The 19,796-nt window shown below is 63.1% G+C and carries 17 protein-coding genes; 13 read left to right on the top strand and 4 right to left on the bottom strand.

Going from position 1 to position 19,796, the window contains the following annotated elements; translation table 11 throughout:
• The first annotated feature begins 45 nt into the window (after positions 1–45).
• The 11 genes from dnaK to rbsK all read left to right on the top strand — a co-directional run bounded on the left by dnaK (position 46) and on the right by rbsK (position 13,530).
• Positions 46–1,890, top strand: a complete 1,845-nt coding sequence (dnaK, locus tag GE073_RS16245) for a molecular chaperone DnaK (protein ID WP_028597098.1) — start codon at positions 46–48, stop codon at positions 1,888–1,890.
• A 139-nt stretch (positions 1,891–2,029) separates the two neighbouring features.
• The gene (gene dnaJ / locus GE073_RS16240) at positions 2,030–3,166 is read left to right on the top strand and encodes a molecular chaperone DnaJ (protein WP_028597097.1); all 1,137 of its coding nucleotides are present in this window, start codon (positions 2,030–2,032) and stop codon (positions 3,164–3,166) included.
• A gap of 172 nt (positions 3,167–3,338) precedes the next feature.
• Positions 3,339–4,034, top strand: coding sequence for a FadR/GntR family transcriptional regulator (locus GE073_RS16235; RefSeq protein WP_028597096.1), 696 nt, complete (start codon positions 3,339–3,341; stop codon positions 4,032–4,034).
• 177 nt (positions 4,035–4,211) lie between these two features.
• The gene (locus GE073_RS16230) at positions 4,212–5,579 is read left to right on the top strand and encodes an acyclic terpene utilization AtuA family protein (RefSeq protein ID WP_153783848.1); all 1,368 of its coding nucleotides are present in this window, start codon (positions 4,212–4,214) and stop codon (positions 5,577–5,579) included.
• Positions 5,576–5,902: a DUF4387 domain-containing protein gene (locus tag GE073_RS16225; RefSeq protein WP_028597094.1), complete on the top strand. Its 327-nt coding sequence runs from the start codon at positions 5,576–5,578 to the stop codon at positions 5,900–5,902. Before GE073_RS16230 ends, GE073_RS16225 begins: the two co-directional genes overlap by 4 nt.
• Before the next feature lie 4 nt (positions 5,903–5,906).
• Positions 5,907–6,800 carry an ABC transporter permease gene (locus GE073_RS16220; RefSeq protein ID WP_028597093.1) on the top strand — a complete coding sequence of 298 codons (894 nt, stop codon included), beginning with the start codon at positions 5,907–5,909 and terminating at the stop codon, positions 6,798–6,800.
• Positions 6,801–6,816: 16 nt separating this feature from the next.
• Complete coding sequence (locus GE073_RS16215; RefSeq protein ID WP_028597092.1) at positions 6,817–7,689, top strand: carbohydrate ABC transporter permease; 873 nt, start codon at positions 6,817–6,819, stop codon at positions 7,687–7,689.
• 86 nt (positions 7,690–7,775) lie between these two features.
• Complete coding sequence (locus tag GE073_RS16210; RefSeq protein WP_028597091.1) at positions 7,776–9,266, top strand: extracellular solute-binding protein; 1,491 nt, start codon at positions 7,776–7,778, stop codon at positions 9,264–9,266.
• Positions 9,267–9,278: 12 nt separating this feature from the next.
• The gene (locus GE073_RS16205; RefSeq protein ID WP_052332860.1) at positions 9,279–10,463 is read left to right on the top strand and encodes an ADP-ribosylglycohydrolase family protein; all 1,185 of its coding nucleotides are present in this window, start codon (positions 9,279–9,281) and stop codon (positions 10,461–10,463) included.
• Positions 10,460–12,586 (top strand): ADP-ribosylglycohydrolase family protein, encoded by a 2,127-nt coding sequence (locus GE073_RS16200; protein WP_028597090.1) that lies wholly within the window; start codon positions 10,460–10,462, stop codon positions 12,584–12,586. The genes GE073_RS16205 and GE073_RS16200 overlap by 4 nt, the downstream gene beginning before the upstream one ends.
• Positions 12,583–13,530, top strand: a complete 948-nt coding sequence (gene rbsK / locus GE073_RS16195) for a ribokinase (RefSeq protein WP_028597089.1) — start codon at positions 12,583–12,585, stop codon at positions 13,528–13,530. Before GE073_RS16200 ends, rbsK begins: the two co-directional genes overlap by 4 nt.
• A gap of 47 nt (positions 13,531–13,577) precedes the next feature.
• Here the strand turns inward: rbsK and GE073_RS16190 are convergent, their stop codons facing one another.
• From GE073_RS16190 to GE073_RS16175, 4 genes are all read right to left on the bottom strand, one after another.
• On the bottom strand, positions 13,578–14,618 hold the full coding sequence (locus GE073_RS16190; protein ID WP_028597088.1) for a FecCD family ABC transporter permease: 1,041 nt from the start codon (positions 14,616–14,618) through the stop codon (positions 13,578–13,580).
• Positions 14,615–15,622, bottom strand: a complete 1,008-nt coding sequence (locus GE073_RS16185) for a FecCD family ABC transporter permease (RefSeq protein ID WP_028597087.1) — start codon at positions 15,620–15,622, stop codon at positions 14,615–14,617. The genes GE073_RS16190 and GE073_RS16185 overlap by 4 nt, the downstream gene beginning before the upstream one ends.
• A gap of 96 nt (positions 15,623–15,718) precedes the next feature.
• Positions 15,719–16,993 (bottom strand): stalk domain-containing protein, encoded by a 1,275-nt coding sequence (locus GE073_RS16180; RefSeq protein ID WP_052332859.1) that lies wholly within the window; start codon positions 16,991–16,993, stop codon positions 15,719–15,721.
• A gap of 144 nt (positions 16,994–17,137) precedes the next feature.
• Entirely contained in the window at positions 17,138–17,866 is a 729-nt protein-coding gene (locus tag GE073_RS16175; RefSeq protein WP_127464469.1) for a hypothetical protein, read from the bottom strand.
• Between the two features lie 165 nt (positions 17,867–18,031).
• On the opposite strand from GE073_RS16175, the gene GE073_RS16170 reads away from it, so the two are divergent.
• Both GE073_RS16170 and GE073_RS16165 read left to right on the top strand, forming a co-directional pair.
• Entirely contained in the window at positions 18,032–18,829 is a 798-nt protein-coding gene (locus tag GE073_RS16170; protein WP_028597085.1) for an ABC transporter ATP-binding protein, read from the top strand.
• Positions 18,830–18,850: 21 nt separating this feature from the next.
• Positions 18,851–19,633 carry an IucA/IucC family C-terminal-domain containing protein gene (locus tag GE073_RS16165; protein WP_028597084.1) on the top strand — a complete coding sequence of 261 codons (783 nt, stop codon included), beginning with the start codon at positions 18,851–18,853 and terminating at the stop codon, positions 19,631–19,633.
• Positions 19,634–19,796: the final 163 nt, after the last annotated feature.

Here is a 19,796-nt window from a genome sequence, read left to right as displayed (position 1 = left end):
GTAACGAATTCGATCCGCAATGGATATAAGGGAGGATATTTTACGATGAGCAAAGTAATCGGCATCGACCTTGGAACGACCAACTCCTGCGTAGCGGTCATGGAGGGCGGTGAGGCGGTCGTCATTCCGAATCCGGAAGGCAACCGCACGACGCCGTCCGTCGTCGGCTTCAAGAAGGACGGCGAGCGCATCGTCGGCGAGACGGCGAAGCGCCAGGCGATCACGAACCCGGACCGCACGATCATCTCGATCAAGCGCCATATGGGCACGAGCCACAAAGAAACGATCGACGGCAAGGACTTCACGCCGCAAGAAATTTCCGCCATCATCCTGCAAAAGCTCAAATCCGATGCGGAAGCGTACCTCGGCCAACCGGTGACGCAAGCGGTCATCACCGTGCCGGCCTACTTCAACGACTCCCAACGCCAGGCGACCAAGGACGCCGGCAAGATCGCCGGCCTCGAGGTGCTGCGCATCGTCAACGAGCCGACGGCCGCGGCGCTGGCCTACGGCCTCGAAAAGTCCGAGGACCAGACGATCCTCGTCTATGACCTCGGCGGCGGCACGTTCGACGTGTCCATCCTCGAGCTTGGCGACGGCTTCTTCGAGGTCAAGGCGACGAGCGGCGACAACCGTCTCGGCGGCGACGACTTCGACCAGGTCATCATCGACCACATCGTAGCCGAGTTCAAAAAGGAGCATGGCTCCGACCTGTCCAAGGACAAGGCGGCCGTGCAGCGTCTGAAGGACGCGGCCGAAAAGGCGAAGAAAGAGCTGTCCGGCGTCCTGACGACGACGATCAGCCTGCCGTTCATCACGATGGTCGACGGCGTGCCGCAGCACTTGGAGCTGAACCTGACCCGCGCCAAATTCGAGGAGCTGGCCGCGCCGCTCGTGGAGCGCACGCTCGCTCCGACGCGCCAGGCGCTGAGCGATTCCGGCCTGTCGGCCAGCGAGATCGACAAGGTCGTCCTCGTCGGCGGCTCCACCCGCATCCCGGCCGTCCAGGAAGCGATCAAGAAGCTGATCGGCAAAGAGCCGCATAAAGGCGTGAACCCGGACGAAGTCGTCGCCCTCGGCGCGGCGGTCCAGGCGGGCGTCCTGACCGGCGACGTGAAGGACGTCGTCCTGCTCGACGTCACTCCGCTGTCGCTCGGCATCGAGACGGCGGGCGGCGTATTCACCAAGATGATCGAGCGCAACACGACGATCCCGACGAGCAAGTCCCAGGTGTACTCCACGTACGCCGACAACCAGACGAGCGTCGAGATCCACGTCCTGCAGGGCGAGCGCGCCATGGCCGCCGGCAACAAGACGCTCGGACGCTTCATGCTCGGCGACATCCCGCCGGCTCCGCGCGGCGTGCCGCAGATCGAGGTCACGTTCGACATCGACGCCAACGGCATCGTCAACGTCAGCGCGCTCGACAAGGGCACGGGCAAGAGCCAGAAGATCACGATCACGTCCTCGAGCGGCCTCAGCGACGAGGAAGTCGAGCGCATGATGAAGGACGCCGAGCTCAACGCCGAGGAAGACCGCAAGCGCAAGGAGCTCGTCGAGGCGAAGAACAATGCCGACCAGCTGATCTACTCCGTCGACAAGACGATCAAGGATCTGGGCGACAAGGTCGACGCCGGCGAGATCGACAAGGCCAACAAAGCCAAGGAAGCGCTGCAGGCGGTCGTCGGCGGCGAGGATCTGGACGCGATCAAAAAAGCGACCGACGAGCTGACCGAGATCGTGCAGCAGCTGTCCGTCAAGCTCTATGAGCAGGCGGCGCAAGCGGAGCAGGGCGCTCCGGGCGCCGATGCCGGCGCGGCCCAAGGCGGCGCGGCCGGACGCGACAACGTCGTCGACGCCGACTACGAAGTCGTGGACGACAAGAAATAAAAAAGGTACGATAGCTTCATAGCTTCACCAAGCGGCTCCGCCTTTTTCCGAGCAGCGCCCCGGCTTTGAGCGCCGGGGCGTCAGGAGGGAGAGGGCGGTTGTTGCATGTCAAGCGGGCATTACATGGGGGTGAGAGGGATTGGCGGATAAGCGCGATTATTACGAGGTGCTGGAGCTCGGCAAGGACGCCTCGGCGGAGGAGATCAAAAAAGCCTACCGCAAGCTGGCGCGCCAGTACCATCCGGACGTCAACAAAAGCGCCGACGCGGAGACGAAGTTCAAGGAGGTCAAGGAAGCTTACGACACCTTGAGCGACGATCAGAAGCGCGCCGTGTACGACCAGTACGGGCATGTCGATCCGAACCAGTTCGGCGGCGGAGGCGGCTTCGGCCAGGACTTCGGCGGAGGCGGGTTCGGCGACATCTTCGACATGTTCTTCGGCGGAGGCGGCGGACGGCGCGATCCGAACGCGCCGCAGCGCGGCAACGACCTGCAGTATACGATGACGATCGAGTTCAAGGAAGCGGTATTCGGCAAGGAGACGGAAATTACGATTCCGCGCACCGAGAACTGCGACACCTGCCACGGCTCCGGCGCCAAGCCGGGCACCAAGCCGGAGAACTGCTCCGTCTGCCGCGGCACCGGCCAGCAGGAAGTCGTGCAGAACACGCCTTTCGGACGCATGGTCAACCGCCGCGCCTGCACGAACTGCAGCGGCACGGGCAAGATCATCAAGGACAAATGCTCGACCTGCCACGGCGCGGGCAAGGTGAAGAAGCAGCGCAAGATCACCGTCCGCATCCCGGCGGGCGTCGACGAGGGCGCGCAGATCCGCCTGAACGGCGAGGGCGAGGGCGGCACGCGCGGAGGTCCGAACGGCGACCTGTACATCGTGCTGCGCGTCAAGCCGCATGAGTTCTTCGACCGCGAGAACGACGACATCTACTGCGAGGTGCCGCTGTCGTTCGCGCAGGCGGCGCTCGGCGACGAGATCGAGATCCCGACGCTGACGGAGAAGGTCAAGCTCAAGATTCCGGCGGGCACGCAGACCGGCACGTACTTCCGCCTCAAGGGCAAGGGCGTGCCCAAGCTGCGCGGCTACGGCAACGGCGACCAGCACGTCAAGGTGACCGTCGTCACGCCGACGTCGCTCACCGACGAGCAGAAGGAGCTGCTGCGCCAGCTCGGCGGCTTCGGCGGCGGCGCGGGCGCAGGCTCCGAGGAGCATCACGAGAGCATCTTCGACCGGATGAAAAAGGCGTTCCGGGGCGACTGAGCTCGTGCCGATCGCAAAGAAGGAGAAGGGGAGCGATTCCCTTCTCCTTTTTGTTTCGAAAAACCTTCTGAAAGCGCTTGACAGACCAAAAGCCGAGAAGGTATCCTTTACATGTGGTCAATTGGATGATCCAATTTAAAGACTGCAGGATAGAGAGGACCGAAACCGACTTATGACGATCAAGAAAATCAAATATCATCGGGTGTATGAAGATGTCATCGAGCAGCTCAAAAACCTGATTCTAGAGGGCAATCTCGCTCCCGGAGACTTCCTGCCGACCGAGCGCGAGCTGGCCCAATCGTTCGGCATCAGCCGCGGCACGCTGCGCGAAGCGTTCCGCATCCTGGAGCGGGAGGGGCTGATCGAGGCCCGTCCAGGCGGAGGACGCTTCCTCAGCAAGGCGCTCGACGTCGCCGAGGACCGGACCCGCATCCTGGACAACATCGAGCGGGCGACGATCATGGAGCTACTCGAGGCGCGGGAGCTGTTCGAGACCGGCATCGTGGAGCTTGCCGCGAAGCGGGCGACGGCGGAGGATATCGCCGAGATCGAGGCGGCCTTCGAGACATGGGGAGAGGTCGGAGCGGACGGCGACCGCTCCAAGCCGGATCAGGCGTTCCACCTGTCGATCGCCAAGGCGACGCACAACGTCGTGCTGGTCAACATGATCGAGCTGCATATGGACCTGCTGCAGCGGACGCTCCGCAAGACAGCCGCCATTCCCGGACGCAAGAGCGAGGTATACGAGGAGCATCTGCTGCTCCTGCAGGCGATCAAGGAGCGCGACCCGGTCAAGGCGCGGCTGGCGCTGCTCCATCATTTGAGCCATGTGAAGGAGAACATCCAGAAAAACGCCGTCCAGCCCTGAGCGGCGACGGACGATCCATCGAACATGCGGCCTGACCGGCTCGCTCCGGACGAAAGGGGGCCTCCCCTTTTCTTTCATCAAATTGGATCATCCAATTACCCACCCTTCCAGGCGGGCGGCGCGGAAGGCTGCCGCTGCCGCAACCCAACCTGGCTGTACAAGAAGGAGAGACCTAAGATGAGCACAGACATTCGAATCCTGTCGCCCTGCGGCATGCTGGGATATGGATTTCCGGAGAAGTCCTTCAGGAACGGATTGGAAAAGGATCCGCACGGCATCGTCGTCGATGCCGGCTCCACCGACGGCGGCCCGCATAAGCTCGGCGCCGGCGTCTCGATCGTCAGCAAGCGGGCGGTCAAGAAGGACCTGGGCCTCATGCTTCCCGCCGGGCTGAGCCGCGGCATCCCGGTCGTGATCGGCTCTGCCGGAGGCTCCGGCGCGAGGACGCATGTGGAGTGGACGCTCGAGATCATCAACGAGCTGCTGGCCGAATTGGAGCTGGAGGCAAAAATAGCCGTCATTTGGGCAGACTTTTCTCAAGAGGACGTGCGGCAGGCAAGCGCGGAGGGGCGGATCTCGCCGCTCAGTCCGAACATCCCTGCGCTGACCGAGGAGGCGATCGCCGCCACGCCCCGCATCGTCGCCCAGATGGGACATGAGCCGATCGTCGAGGCGCTGCGCGCAGGCGCAGACATCATCGTCTGCGGGAGAGCCTACGACCCGTCGCCGTTCGCGGCGATCGGCATCCTGCACGGCAAGGATCCGGCGCTCTGCTACCACTTGGGCAAAATTCTGGAGTGCGGAGCGCTGTGCGCCGAGCCGGGCACGACGAAGGACAGCATCCTCGGGACGATCGGCGACGGCAGCTTCACGGTGGAGTCGCTCAATCCGCAGCGGCAGTGCAGCGAGACGAGCGTCGCCGCCCACACGTTCTACGAGAAGGAGCATCCTTATCTGCTGCATGGGCCCGGCTTCATGCTCGATCTGGAGCACTGCCGGTTCGAGGAGGCGGAGACGGGCGTCGTGAAGGTCAGCGGCAGCAGGCTCGTGCCGGCCGAGACGTATACGGTCAAGCTGGAAGGAGCGCGGCAGACCGCCTACCGGACGTTCGTCGTCGCCGGCATCCGCGATCCGATCCTGCTCGGCAAGCTGGAGGAGGTCGAGGAGCTCGTACGCGCGCAAGCGAGAGAGTATTACCGGGACGTGCCGGAAACCGACTATGCGATCCGCTTCTACAACTACGGCATGAACGGCGTGCTCGGCAGCCAGGAGCCGGAGACGTTCCGGGGCCATGAGGTCGGCGTCCTGTTCGAGGTCGTCGCCCGCACGCAGGAGCTCGCCAGCAGCATCTGCGCGACGGTCCGCTCCACGTTTCTGCATTACGGCTACGAGGGGCGCAAGTCGACGGCCGGCAACCTGGCGTTTCCGTTCGCGCCGAGCGATATCGAGTTCGGACCGGTTTATGAGTTTTCCGTGTACCATCTGATGGAATCGTCTCCGGACGCATTCACGATCGAGCACCGCAGAGGAGGGGCGAAGCGATGACCAAGCTGGGCGATCTGGCCAAAGTGCTGCGCAGCAAAAACTCGGGTCCGTTCGAGATCACGCTGGATGTCCTTTTCGACTCCAGGGAGAGCTACGAGCGGGTGAAGGGCTCGGGCTCCGTCACTCCACGAACGGTCAGCGAGGCGTATGGAATTTCCGAGGAGCGGATCCGTCATTTCGTCTTTTTCGATCCGGCGCTCGGCTTCAAGGTGACGATGTCCCGGGAGGTCTCCTCCGGCAGCACGGGAGACCGGGACGTCTACGGCGCCCAGCAGCATGCTCCGCTCATGCGGCTCGAGATCGACTGCGACCGGGAGGTGTAAGCCCATGAAGGCCATGAAGCGGCTGCGGCAGGACTGGGTGCTCTATGCGATGCTGGCCCTGCCGCTGCTCTACTTTTTCATTTTCCATCTCATCCCGCTGTACGGCATGAAGCTCGCCTTCCAGGATTACCGCATCCTCGGCGACCATGTCTGGGTCGGCTGGAAGCATTTCGAGACGCTGTTCAGCTCGCCGGCGTTCGCCAGCGTGCTGCAGAACACCATCATCATCAGCTTGATGAAGATCGTCTTCGTCTTTCCGATCCCGATCGTGCTGTCGCTCTTCATCAATGAAGTGCGCAGCTCCAGGTACCGCAAGTACGTGCAGTCCGTCCTGTACTTGCCGCATTTCCTGTCCTGGGTCGTCATCGCCGGCATCTGGATCAGCCTGCTGAATCCGGCGACCGGCGGGGTGAACCAGCTCGCGAGCTTTTTCCAGCTGCCGTCCATCGACTACATGACGAGCAAGGAGCATATCCGCTGGGTGCTCGTCTTCTCGGAAATCTGGCGCAGCGCGGGCTGGGACTCCATCATCTATCTGGCCGCGATCATGAAGATCAGCCCGGGGCTGTACGAGGCGGCCAAGATCGACGGAGCGACAAGGCTGCAGCAGATGCGGTTCATCACGCTGCCCCATCTCTACAGCACTGTTGTAACCGTCTTCATCCTCAACCTCGGCTTCTTCATGAACGCCGGCTTCGACCAGGTGTTCAACTTCATGAACGCGTCGGTCATCAGCGTCGTGGACATCCTGGACACGTACGTCTACCGGATCGGCATCGGAAACGGCCAGTTCGCCTACGCGACGGCGGCCAGCCTGTTCAAGGGAGTCATCGGCATCGTGCTCATCCTGGGCACGCACTTCGTCTCGAAGCGCGTCTCGGGCAAAGGCGTCTGGTAAAGGAGGGGGAAACTGCGTGAGACGACTGGAAACATCCAAGCTGGCCATCTATCTGCTGCTGTTCGCCTTCACCTTGACGGTGCTCGTGCCGCTGCTCAACCTGCTTGCCCTCTCCTTCACGGCGCCGGGCAAGGCGCATCTGATGAGCGGGCTGGACCTGATCCCGAAAGGGTTCTCTACGATCAACTACGAGCTGCTCTTCTCGAACCCGCTCATCACGGGCGGCATCCTCAACTCGGTCTGGATCACAATAGCGGGCACGGCGCTTAATCTGGCGCTGACGTCGATGGCCGCCTATGTGCTCGCCCGCAACGAGTTCGTCGGGAAGAAGGCCGTGCTGTTCTTCCTGATCGTCATCATGGTGTTCGAGCCGGGCATGATTCCCGAATACCTGCTGGTCAAGGATCTCGGCCTGATGAATACGCTGACCTCCCTGATTCTGTACAAGGCCGTCAACGTGTACTATCTGTTCATCCTCATGCGCTTCTTCCAGGACATCCCGGAAGAGATCCTGGAGGCGGCGCGGATCGACGGCGCGGGGCATTTCCGCATGTACTCCCGGATCATGATGCCGCTGTCCAAGCCGGGACTGGCGACGCTCGGCCTGTTCTACGGCGTCTACCACTGGAACGAGTACTTCCGCGCGACGCTTTATATTTCGGAGCCGTCCAAGTGGCCGCTGCAGGTCGTGCTGAGGCAGTTCGTCGTCCGCAAGGACAACACGTCGCTGATCGGCAGCCAGAATCTGTTCGACAGCTCGATTCCGTTCGACTTCGCCTCCCTGCAGGCAGGCACCATCATCATCGCCATCGTGCCGCTGCTGGTGCTCTATCCGTTCATCCTCAAGTACTACGCCAAGGGAGCTCTGGAAGGGGGGGTCAAGGACTGAAGCCGGAGAGCTCCGGCCGCCAGGCGAGGCAGGGAGGCTGCCCGCCGCAAGACGTACGCCATCATCCATAAGGGGAGATCACGCACATGAAAAAATGGACTACGATCGCATGGACGGCCGCGCTGGCTGTCGCCGTAACGGCTTGCTCATCCAACTCCGGCAGCCCCGCTGCCAACGAAGGGAATGCCGGCGCCGCGCCGGACGGCAGCGGGCAGCCGGTCACGCTCAAGATCGTCTACAAGGACGAAGGCACGGCGAACGCGGCCTCGGTCAAGTTTTTCGGAGAGCTGGAAAAGGCGCTGGCCAAGGACGAGGGGCTGAACGTCAAGTTCGAGCTCGTCGACCTCGCCCAAGGCAGCTACGCGGAGAACCTGAACCTGCTGCTGCTCGGCGGCACGATCCCGGACATCATCTACTTCCAGGGCGGCGACCAGCAGATGGCCGACCAAGGCCTGCTCGAGGACCTGACCCCGTACATCGAAAAGTCGGAGCATGTCAAAGCCATCATGGAGCCGCACAACAAGACGCGCATGGACAGCTATCCGTACCTGCTCTGGATCAAGCCGCTGGCGCCGAAGGTGCCGGTCGTGCGGGCCGACTGGTTCGAGGCGCTGGACAGCTCCAAGGCGCTGACGGACAATCCGACCGTCGACAACTACTACGCCTTCTTCAAGGAGCTGGTCGAGAAGAAGCCGGCCTCTGGCAAGCCGAATTACGCGCTGACGGCGGCAGGCGACATCGCGGAGATCAATACGATCTTCAACGCGGCGTTCGGCCTCGACCAGACGTGGATCAAGAAGGACGACGGCACGTTCGAATACGCCCGGATTTCCGAGGGCGAGAAGGAGAAGCTGGCCTTCTACCACAAGCTGTACCAGGAAGGGCTGCTCGATCCGCAGTTCATCACCAAGCAGTGGGATACGAAGGAGGACGCCTTCTACAAGGGCGAAGCGGGCGTCATCACCGGCACGGCGGGCAAGATCATCGACCTGTACAACGGCCGCATGCAGGATCTCGGCGGCGAGAGCGCCAAGCTCGTCGTGCTGCCGCCGGCCAAAGGCGTCGGCCAAGGCTTCGGAGCTACGGACGTGACCAAGGAATCCCGCGGCCTGGCGATCTCCTCGCAGTCCAGCCATAAGGATGCGGCGTTCCAGGTATTCGATTATCTGGCGAGCCCGAAAGGACAGATGCTCGACCGCCTCGGCTACGAGGGCGAGAACTACGCCGTCGTCGACATCAAGATCGAGCTGAACGAGAACTACTACAACAACTGGTACGCCCGCTTCTGGGAGCCGGTCGACATCAAGTCGGAGATTCCGCTGCAGACGCCGCTGCTCGGCGAGCCGGGAGCGAAGTCGCTGGAGCTGGCGTCGACGTTCTACACCGAGGACAACGCCTTCATCATCCCCGAGCAGTTCGTCGCGAACTGGGATGCGATGAACAATCTGTACAAGGAATACTCGACGGACTTCATTACCGGCAAGAAGGATCTGAGCCAGTTCGGGGCATTTGTCGACGCCTGGAATGCCGCCGGAGGAGCCGAGATCACCGCCTACGCGAACGAAACCATCCAGTAAGGAGCTGCAGCCATGACTTCATTTCGCAGTCGGGTAAGAGGAGTGGTCGTCTCGACCGCTCTCGGAGACGCCATGGGCGCTCCGGTCGAGAAGCTGACGTACGGGGAGATCAAGTCGAGATACGGCCGGGTCGAGTCGCTGATGACGAGATGGCATAAGATGGACCTGCCCGAGGACATGCGGCTCGGCCGGGTGCGCGGCGACGGCATCGTCACCGACGATACGCTGATGACGAACGCGCTGATCCGGACGTATCAGGCCGAGGGACGGCATCTGGACGCCTATGACATGGGCCGCGAGTTCGTCAAGGAGATCGCTTTCCGCAAGACATTTGTGCCGGAGCTGGACCGCGAGGCGTTCATCATGGACCGCTTGTTCTACCCGGAAAAGCAAATCTTCCTGCGCCATGTGCTGGCGAACGCCGAGCCGCGCGAAGGCGGCCTCGGCAACATGGTGAACTGCGGGGCGGCGATGTACATCGCCCCGATCGGCGTCGTCAACGCCGGCAATCCCAAAGGCGCTTATGACGAGGCGATCCTGTTCGCCATGGGCCATCAGAGCAGCTACGGCCTGGAGGCGGCCGGCGTGCTGGCGGCCTGCGTCGCCAAGGCGTTCGAGCCGGGGGCGACGGTCGACGACATCGTCGGCACGGCGCTGTCTTTGGCCAAGGACGGGACGAGAGCGGCGATCGAGGAGCTGGCGGCCGCGGCGCGCAGCCTGCGCGCCCAGCGGGACGACCGCGATGCCGTCGTCGCCGTGTTCCACCGCATCATCGCCAAGTACTCGCCGATGGGCGACGACGTCAGCCGGCATATCGACAAGGTCGGCGTGCCGAGCGACCACTACACGCCGAGCCGGCTGCGCTCGATCGAGGAGCTGCCGCTCGCGCTCGCCTATATCGTGCTGAACGAGGGCGACTATTACCGCTCGATCCTCGACGGCATCAACTCGGGCCGGGATACCGACTCCATCGGCGTCATGGCCGGCGTCATCCTCGGCGCGATGCACGGCGCGGAGGTCATCGAGCCAGGAGACATCGAGCAGCTCGACCGGGTCAACCGGCTCGACCTGCTGGATATCGCCGACCGGTTCGCCGAGACGGCCGCGGCCATCATCCGGCAGGACATGGAGGCGGCCGCGACGCGGCGGCGGCTGCTGGCCGGCATCGGCTGCCTCGGAGAGGAGGCGCGGCGATGATTCCGAACCGCTATCTGGAAACGGTGTACGCCAGCTTCATCGGCATGAACGTCGGCATCCGCCTCGGCGCCCCGATCGAGCCGGTCGCCTGGACGTACGAGCGCATCCGGGACGTATACGGAGATATCCGCGGCTACGTCAAGCCATATCGGACGTTCGCGGCGGACGACGACGCCAACGGCCCGGTGTTTTTCATCCGGGCGCTGTACGACGACGCCAAGGGCAGAGAGCTGACGGCCGAGGATGTCGGCCGCGCCTGGCTCAATTATGCGCGCGAGGGCATCGGCATGTTCTGGTGGGGCGGCGAGGACATCAGCACCGAGCATCGGGCGTATGTCAACCTGAGCAAAGGCATGGCCGCGCCGGCGTCGGGCTCCATCGAGACGAACGGGCTGGAGATGGCCGAGCAGATCGGCGGCCAGATCTTCATCGACTCTTGGGGACTGCTTTTTCCCGGCGATCCGGAGCGGGCGGCGGACTACGCGGAGAAGGCCGCGAGCGTCTCGCATGACGGCAACGGCCTTTACGGAGCCCGCTTCATGGCGGCCGCGATCGCGGCGGCGTTCGGAGCGGCTTCAATCGCGGACATCGTCGCCGCCGGATTGCGGCAAATACCGGCGGAGTCGACCTATGCGCGCGTCGTCCATGCCGTGCTGGACTTCCACCGCGACCATCCGGACGACTGGGCGGCATGCCGCCAGCATCTCGAGGACCGCTGGGGCTACGACAAGTATGGCGGGGTCTGCCATATCATCCCCAACGCCGGCGTATGCGCGCTCGCGCTGCTCTACGGCTGCGGCGACTTCGCTCGCACCGTGGAGATCGCCTCGATGTGCGGCTGGGATACGGATTGCAACGCCGGCAACGTCGGCTCCATCCTCGGCGCATTCGCCGGCCTCGACGGCATACCGGCGCATTACCGCGCCCCGATCAACGATTTCATCGTCGCCTCCAGCGTGTCGGGCTACCTCAATGTCGTCGATTTCCCGACGTTCGCCAAGGAGCTGGCGCTGCTTGGCTATCGGCTGAACGGAGAAGAGGCTCCGCAGCAGCTGGCCGACAGCTTCAGGCCGGGCGACGTGCAGTTCGACTTCGGCTTGCCGGGCTCGACGCACGGCTTCCGCACCTCCAATCCGTTCAAGACGCCGGTCGTCCGCCACTCCGTCCGCCAGGCGCTGCAGCCTGGTGGAGGCTCGCTGGAAATCGTCTTCGACCGTCTCGTCGCCGGGGACCGCAGCCATATTTATTGGAAGCCGTTCTATCGCCGGGAGGAGTTCAACGACGAGAAGTACAAGCCGACGTTCGCTCCGCTGGCGGTCAGCGGGCAGACGGCGTCCGCCTCCGTTTATGTCGATCAGTGGGAAGGAGAGCCGATCATCCTGACGCCTTATGTGCGGAATTCGGCCACGAAAGAGGAGCTGCTGCTGGAGCCGCGCCCGCTGGAGAACGGGGCCTGGAACGAGCTGTCGTTCGTCCTGCCCGATACGGACGGAGCGCTCATCGACGAGATCGGCTGGGTGCTGGAAAGTCCGTCGCCGCTCACGGATCGGGCGCTCGGCAGCCTGTTCATCGGGCGCTTCGGAGTCGCCGGAGCGGCGGCCTATGAGATCGACTTCGCCAAGCAGGCCAAGGAGTTCGGCTCGATTACGCCGTTCGCGCATCATCGGGGCGAGTGGAGGCTGGAGGGCGGGCGCATGATCGGCCGGGCACAGAGCGACGCGGCTTCGTTCTCGGGCAACTATTACGAGCGCGACCTCTCGGTGGAGGCGACGGTGCAGCCGCTGGAAGGAACGAGCCATCTGCTGGCTGTCCGGGCCCAGGGCGTCAAGCGCCACTATTTGGCCGGCTTCGACGGGCCGAACACCGTGTCGTTCATCAAGCAGGACTTCGGGACGAGCCGGCTCATCACGGCGAAGTTCGACTGGGAGCTCGGCCGCGAGTACCGGATGAGGCTGGTCGCCGAGCAGGATGCGTTCAAGCTCGAGATCGACGGCAAAACGGTGCTGGAATGCCGCGACGACTCGTTCGGCTACGGCATGTTCGGCTTCGCCTGCCTCGATGGCGGCGAGCGGGCGATCAGCCGCGTGTCGGTGCGGACGGGGTCTGCCAAGGGGCGGCCTTGAGCCGGCAGGCGTCCGGCGGGAGCCGGATCCTCGTCGCCGGCAGCATCAACATGGATATCGTCAGCCGCGTCGCTCGATTTCCCGAGCCGGGCGAGACGATCTCCGGACGCGGCACGTCGTATCATGCGGGCGGCAAGGGCGCCAACCAAGCCGCGGCGGCAGCCAAGGCGGGAGCGGCCTGCTCGATGCTCGGAGCGGTCGGCGGCGATCCGTTCGGCGACGCGCTCGTCGCCTCGCTGGAGGATGCCGGCGTCGGCGTGCAGTCGGTGCTGACCAAGGACGGGACGTCGGGACTGGCGATCATCACCGTCAACGAGGGCGGAGAGAACCATATCGTGCTGTCGGCTGGAGCAAACGGCCTGCTGACGGCCGAGGATGCGCTCGCCGAGGCGGACTGGCGCGGCGTCTACGCCGTGCTGCTCCAGAACGAGATTCCGTGGGAGACGAACGAAGCGCTCATCCGGTCGGCCGGCGAGGCCGGCGTGCGCGTCTGGCTGAACCCGGCTCCGGCGCGGGAGGTTTCGGCCGAGCTGCTGCCGCTGCTCGATACGATCATCGTCAACGAGACGGAGGCGGCCGCCGTCAGCGGGCTGCCGGTGCCGGACCGGGCCGGGGCCGAGGCGGCCGCGGCCGCGCTGCTGGCACGCGGCGCTCGCCGCGTCGTCGTCACGCTCGGCGAGCAGGGCTGCTTGTGCGCGGATGCGGCCGGGGAGCGGCTGTCCGTGCCCGCCTATGCGGTGGAGGCGGTCGATACGACGGCGGCGGGGGATACGTTCATCGGCGCATTCGCCGCCGCTTCCGCCGCCGGGACCGATACGGAGGCGGCGCTGCGGTTCGCCGCCGCTGCGGCGGCGATCGCCGTCACGCGGCCGGGAGCGCAAGGCTCGATCCCGTCCAGGGACGAGATCGAGGCGTTCCTGGCGCGGGAGCGAGCTTCGTTGTAAATCAAAGGAGATGCCCCAAGCGCGGCTTGGGGCATCTCCTTTTCTGATCAGGCATTTCGGCTGCGATACAGCAAATAAATGAAAAAAGGCGCTCCGACGCCGGCAGTGAACACGCCGACCGGAATGTCGTAGGGAAGGAACAGCGTGCGGGCGATCGTGTCGCTGGCGACGACGATCAAGCCGCCGATCAACGCGGAGATCGGCATCATGCTGCCGAAGGAGGAGCCGACGAGCTTGCGCGCCATATGGGGAGCGATCAAGCCGATGAAGGAGATCGCGCCTCCGACCGATACGGCGGCTCCCGCAAGCGCCACGCTCAGCATCAGCAGGAGGAAGCGCTGGCGGCCGACCCGGCTGCCGGCTCCCGCCGCCATGTCGTCGCCGAGCTGGAGGATGTTGACCTGCCGCGAATAAACGAAGGCCAGCGGGATGAACGCCGCCGCCCAGGGCAGGATGAGCAGGACGATGCCCCAATCGGAGCCGTACACCGAGCCTGTAATCCAGACGAATGCCTGGGAAGAGGTATACATCGGACTTTTGAGCAGGATGACCTTGGTCGTCGAGCCGAGCAGAAAGTTGATTCCGATCCCGACGAGCACGAGACGGATCGGCGTCACGCCTTGCTTCCAGGCGAGAAAATAAACGAGCAGGGACGTGCAGCCTGCTCCAAGCATAGCCGCAAGCGGCAGCCAGACGATGCTGACGGTGCTGCTGAGGACGCTGATGAAAAGGACAGCCGCAAGCGTCGCCCCGCTCGTAATGCCGATGATGTCGGGCGAGGCGAGCGGATTGCGGATGATGCCCTGCAGGATCGCGCCCGCGACAGCCAGCGACGCCCCGACGAGAAAGGCCGCCGCGATGCGGGGCAGCCGGAGCTCCTGCACGACCAGCCGATGCTCCTCCGTGCCGAATCCGAACAGCGCCCGGATCACCTCCAGCGGATGCAGGCGCATGTCGCCGAGTCCGGCGGAAAGCAGCATCGCGGCGACGCAGGCGACGGCGAGCCCGACCGTCAAGACCAATGCTTTCGGGTCGAGGAAAAACGAGATCGGGAGCCGTTCGAAGCGAACGGGCTTGAGCGGCTTCATCGTTCGATTCCCCCTTTCCTTGCAATGGCGATGAAGGCGGGGATGCCGATCATGGCGGTCATGACGCCGACGGGGAGCTCTTCCGGCTGGATGATGAAGCGCCCGGCCACATCCGCCGCGACGACGAGGATCGCTCCCAGCACGGCGCTGTAAGGCACCATCCAGCGATAGTCGTTGCCGGAGAAGAAGCGGGCGATGACGGGAATGACGAGTCCGATGAAGCCGATCGGCCCAGCGACCGCGACCGAGCTTCCGGCGAGCGCGACGATGACGAGGCCGGTGCCGAGCTTCACGAACGCCGTCCGCTGGCCGAGGCCTTGCGCGGCATCGTCGCCCATCGTCAGCACGTTCATATGGCGCGCGAGCAGCAGCGAGCCTGCCCAGCCGCAGCCCATGACCGGCAGGACCGCCTTCAGCATGTCGAAGGAGCGCCCGGCGACCGAGCCGGTCAGCCAGAAGATGACCTCGTTCAGTCCTTGCTCGTCCAGCACGAGCATGCCTTGGGTAAACGACGAGAACAACGCGCCGAGCGCGGCGCCGGCGAGAATGATCTTGAGCGGCGTCAGCCCGTCCTTGCCGAGCGATCCGAGCGCGTAGACGGCGGCAGCGGCGATGGCCGCTCCGGAGAAGGAGAGCAGCGTCAGCAGCGGCAAGGAAGAGACCGACAGCAGCGTCACGGCCAGCACGATGGCGAAGGACGCGCCATAATTGATGCCGAGTATGCTCGCGTCGGCGAGCGGATTCCTCGTCAGGCCCTGGATGAGCGTGCCGCTGACCGCGAGGCATGCTCCGACTGCGGCGGCCGTCAGCGCCCGCGGGACGCGCGAGGTCTGCACGATGATATGGGCGTTCGAGCTTTCGTCGAAGTGAAGGAACGAACGCACGACGTCCTTGACGGGAATCGCCGTGAATCCGTAGGCCAGGCTCAGCAGCAGGCAGCCCAGGAGAAGGAGCGCTCCGAGCGCGAGTCCGGCCGCTTTCGACCGGTTGGAGGAGAGGTTCATGGCAGCGGCCCCAGTTCCGCGACATGCAAAAGAATGGGCGGATTCGCCCATTCTTTTGAGTATCGCTGCTTTTTCTCGAGCAGGAGTTGAATCCGGTTAAATGTCATAGTAGAAGTACAAGTCGTCGAGCATCATTTTTGCGGCGGTGGCGCCGCCGGACATATTCCATGTAATATCGTTGACCTTGTAGTACTTGTTGTTTTTCACTGCTCTCAGATTGGTCCACAGAGCGTTTTTCTGCCATTCTTCCTGCGTCTTGAATTCTTCTCCGCCGTGATTGCTGGAGGTGATGTCGAAGATGATGTCGCCGTCCATGAGCGGAATCTGCTCCTGCGAAGCGACGTCCAGGAACACCTTTCCGCTTTCCGTCTGGACTTTCGGACGGCTCAGGCCGAGCTCCTTCAGGATGTCGCCGGCGAAGCCGGTATTGTAGATGCGGGCGCTGTTGTCGTCGTAGAAGCGGACGATGGACACCTCGTTCTTGCTGGCGCTGCCGACTTTGGCTTTGAAGGTGGCGACCTTTTTGTTCCAGTCGCTCATGAACGCGTCATAGACGCTTTCTTTGTTCAGCGCTTTCGACACGAATTCCATGTTGGACTTCCACTCGAACAGCTGGTCCGCGAATACGGTCGGGGCGATCTTGCTGAGCTGGCCGTAGATCTTCTCATGCCGCGTCTTGGCTCCGATGATCAGGTCGGGCTTCAGGGCGACGATCGCCTCCAGGTTCGGCTGGAGCTCGGTGCCGAGGCTTTTGACCCCGCTCATGTCGGATCTCAGATAGTGGTACCACGGCTGCTGGACCCACGATTCGACCGCTCCGACAGGCTTCACGCCGAGGGTGAGCGAGATGTCGACCATTCCGTTGAACAGCACGACGACGCGTTTCGGAACGGAAGTCAACGTCGTTTCGCCCATGGCATGCTGGATCGTCCGCTTCGTCTCGATCGATGCCGTCTTGGAGCTGCCGTTCCAGTTCACCCAGAGGCCGAAGGCTTCGCCCAGGAAGCGGAGAGGGACGAGCGTGCGGCCGTCCTTCTCGACGACCTTGGCGCCGAGCGTCACGGTTTTTCCGTCCACCGCAGCCTGGCTGCTGCCGAGCTTCAGCTGGACGGACTTCGCGCCGCGGCTGACTTTAAGCGTTTTGGTCTGCGAGTCGAGGCTCAGCTTGGCGCCGATCTTGGAGACGATCGCGCTGTAAGGGACCATCGTCGTTCCGTTGATGATTTGGGGAGGGACGTCGAAGCGAAGCGTGGAGCCGTCCACTTTGACCTGGATCGGGGCGGCTGCGGCCGTGCCGGTCGCGGGAATGGAAACGGCCGCGACAAAGAGGGAAAGCGCTAAAGCGATGGAGCGAAAACGAAGCTTTATCATGGAAAACAAGACCTGCCTTTCGGTTGGTTGCTGGACCTATATTGATAACGATTATCATTATCGAGCCAGTGGATAAACTTGTCAAGGATAAAATGGAAAAATGACTAAGCTGCTTCCATATGGGGCGGCAAGCTCCGCGTCAGGCTAGCGCGGAGCGGCTTGATCGGCCAGCTGGCGGAACGTCTGGTACAGCTCGTAGTCCAGCCGCAGCAGGGAGTCGTAATCGAGCGTGTCGGCGCCGATCAGCTCATCCAGCCCGTCCATCTTCTCCTGGATCAGGGCGGCGGCCTCGGCGTAGCTTGCACGCGCGTCCGGCTCGACGCTCGTCCAGGCGGCTTTTAGCTTGGCGGCCGTCGAACGGATCTTGGCGTCGTCCTGCTCCTCGACATCCTGCTTCAGCTGCTTGACCTGAGCGCGCGCCTCCTCGACAGACTTGCTCAGCTCGGCGGAGCCGGCGGAGGCGTCAGCGGCGGAGCTGTCGCTTTTGTTCAGGATGGAGCCGGCGGCGGCCTTGTTGACGGACTCGTTGTCTTTTTTAGACGTCGCCGCTTTTGGAGGCTCGGCCTTCTTCTTGACGGGAGCCGGCGACGGAGAAGCGGAAGGAGAAGCAGAAGCGGAAGGTGAGGGCGCCGGCTCCGTGGATGCGGTCGAATCCGCGGCGGGACTCGCTGCAGGGCTCGCCGATGGCGCGGGCTTGTCGCTTGCCGACGCGTCGGCCGGCTCGCTCGGCTGCGGCTCCGCCGGCTCCGAGCTCGCAGGAGCAGGAGACGCGGGGGAGTCGATATAGCGGTCCGACGAAGCGCTGCAGCTGGCCAGGAGCGATGCTGCCGCGAGGACCGCGGTTAGGATGAGCAATCGAATTCGGGAAAGCAATGGGGTTCCTCCTTGAGATGAAATCAATGGTCGAACTGGCATCCGAATCCATTTTAGGCGAGACGGAACAGGTTCGCAATGTTTTTTTTGATAATCATTCTCATTGACAAGGAGGGGGAGCTCGCTTAAAGTGAATGGTAAATAAAGGGCGGGGAGCTGAGCCGCATGCATGCTCTGGAAACGCAAGGACTGTCCGTCCGCTACGGAGACACCTCCATTTTTGCCGATATGAACCTGACGATCGACAAGGGCAAGTTCACCGCCCTCATCGGCAGCAACGGCTGCGGCAAGTCCACTCTGCTGCGCACGATGGCCCGCTTGCTGAAGCCTTATCAGGGGACCGTCTTGCTGGAAGGAGCCAGCATCGCCCGGCTGCCGACCAAAGCCGTCGCGCAGCGGATGGCGCTGCTGCCGCAAGGGCCGACCGCGCCCGAGGGGCTGACCGTGCTGCAGCTGGTCAAGCAAGGCCGCTATCCGTATCAGTCTTGGCTGCAGCAATGGTCCAAGGAAGACGAGCGTGAGGTCAGCCGGGCGCTGGAGACGACCGGCCTGGCGGGCTTGGCCAACCGCGCGGTCGATTCCTTGTCGGGCGGACAGCGGCAGCGCGCCTGGATCGCGATGGTGCTGGCTCAAGGCACCGACATCGTCCTTTTGGACGAGCCGACCACTTATTTGGACGTCACGCATCAGATCGAGGTGCTCGATCTGCTCTACCGGCTGAACGTCGAGGAGGGGCGCACGATCGTCGCGGTGCTGCATGATCTGAATCTGGCTTGCCGTTATGCCCATCATCTGGTCGCGCTTCGCGATCAGGCCGTCTATGTGCAGGGCAAGCCGGAGGACGTCGTGACGTCGGACATGATTCAAGCGGTATTCAACCTGCAGGCGGATGTGATCGAAGATCCGCTGTACGGCACGCCGCTATGCGTGCCCCATGGCAAGGGCCGGAGGCTCGGCGCATGACATTTGGTCAGGAGGGCGATGATGGGCTTCGATTATGAACGGCATGAGATCGATCTGCTGACGGAGGAATTCCGTCTGGCGCTGGAGCCGTCGGAGGACAGGCGTCTCTCCATGCCGGCGCTCGATCTGCTGGATCGCGACAAGTGCCTGGGCTATATCGGCCGGGCGGGGGAGGTGTTCGAAGGGCAGACGATCGCGGCCAACGCTTCCTTGTTCGCCAAGCGATACAGCTACCTGACGATCGCCTCCAGCTTGTACGCGATGAGCGCCATGGACAAGGGACTGGACTATTCCATCGAGAACGCCCATATCGAATCCGTATGGAGAGGCAGCGCCTGGCTGCCTCGGATCCGTCTCGAAAAATGGGAAGCGAACCGGCCGGAGGCCGGGAAGAGAGAGGCTTGGCGAGAGCGGATCGTCGCCTCTGTTTTTGCGGATAACATCAGCCGGGCCTGGAACGCCATTTCCGCCTATGTCCCGGTATCCAAGGCGGTGCTTTGGGAAAATGCCGCGATCTATGTGTTCTGGCTTTATGAAAACCGTTTCCTGGAAGGCCTCGACGAGGAGCGGCAAGCGATCGTCCGCAGCGACCTGGCCTATCTGGTCGAAGCCCCGCCGCATCTGTTCGGAGAGAAAAAAAACCCGCTCGGACGCTATTATGGTCCTAAGGTGGCGACGGTCGCATCGGAGGAGCCGATCCGCATCCGCAAGACATGCTGCTTCTATTACCTGGCTTCCGATGACCCCGAGGATTATTGCCCCACCTGTCCTAAAATCAACCATCAGCCTTCCGGCGTGATGTAAGCACCCGGCAACTATGAAAAACGTCCTGCTTTTTTCACCAGCAGGGCGTTTTTTAGTATTTTATTCCTATATTGACAATTTCAGAGGTCGGATTTATGCTGATTATGTCTTTTGATATTGAAAATCATTATCAATCATTATCAATAAGATGCAGCCGATGGGG

This window comes from Paenibacillus sp. B01 (assembly GCF_009649995.1).
GTDB classification, from domain to species: Bacteria; Bacillota; Bacilli; order Paenibacillales; family Paenibacillaceae; genus Paenibacillus_O; species Paenibacillus_O pasadenensis.
Note: the sequence above shows the minus strand (reverse complement) of the source record. Positions and strands in the feature narration are given on the sequence as shown.

Coding starts and splice junctions, on each gene's coding strand:
- GE073_RS16180 (WP_052332859.1), bottom strand. CDS start 16,993: ATGATAAAGCTTCGTTTTCGCTCCATCGCTTTAGCGCTTTCCCTCTTT.
- GE073_RS16185 (WP_028597087.1), bottom strand. CDS start 15,622: ATGAACCTCTCCTCCAACCGGTCGAAAGCGGCCGGACTCGCGCTCGGA.
- GE073_RS16230 (WP_153783848.1), top strand. CDS start 4,212: ATGAGCACAGACATTCGAATCCTGTCGCCCTGCGGCATGCTGGGATAT.
- GE073_RS16235 (WP_028597096.1), top strand. CDS start 3,339: ATGACGATCAAGAAAATCAAATATCATCGGGTGTATGAAGATGTCATC.
- GE073_RS16210 (WP_028597091.1), top strand. CDS start 7,776: ATGAAAAAATGGACTACGATCGCATGGACGGCCGCGCTGGCTGTCGCC.
- GE073_RS16190 (WP_028597088.1), bottom strand. CDS start 14,618: ATGAAGCCGCTCAAGCCCGTTCGCTTCGAACGGCTCCCGATCTCGTTT.
- dnaK (WP_028597098.1), top strand. CDS start 46: ATGAGCAAAGTAATCGGCATCGACCTTGGAACGACCAACTCCTGCGTA.
- GE073_RS16220 (WP_028597093.1), top strand. CDS start 5,907: ATGAAGGCCATGAAGCGGCTGCGGCAGGACTGGGTGCTCTATGCGATG.
- GE073_RS16165 (WP_028597084.1), top strand. CDS start 18,851: ATGGGCTTCGATTATGAACGGCATGAGATCGATCTGCTGACGGAGGAA.
- GE073_RS16170 (WP_028597085.1), top strand. CDS start 18,032: ATGCATGCTCTGGAAACGCAAGGACTGTCCGTCCGCTACGGAGACACC.
- GE073_RS16200 (WP_028597090.1), top strand. CDS start 10,460: ATGATTCCGAACCGCTATCTGGAAACGGTGTACGCCAGCTTCATCGGC.
- GE073_RS16225 (WP_028597094.1), top strand. CDS start 5,576: ATGACCAAGCTGGGCGATCTGGCCAAAGTGCTGCGCAGCAAAAACTCG.
- GE073_RS16205 (WP_052332860.1), top strand. CDS start 9,279: ATGACTTCATTTCGCAGTCGGGTAAGAGGAGTGGTCGTCTCGACCGCT.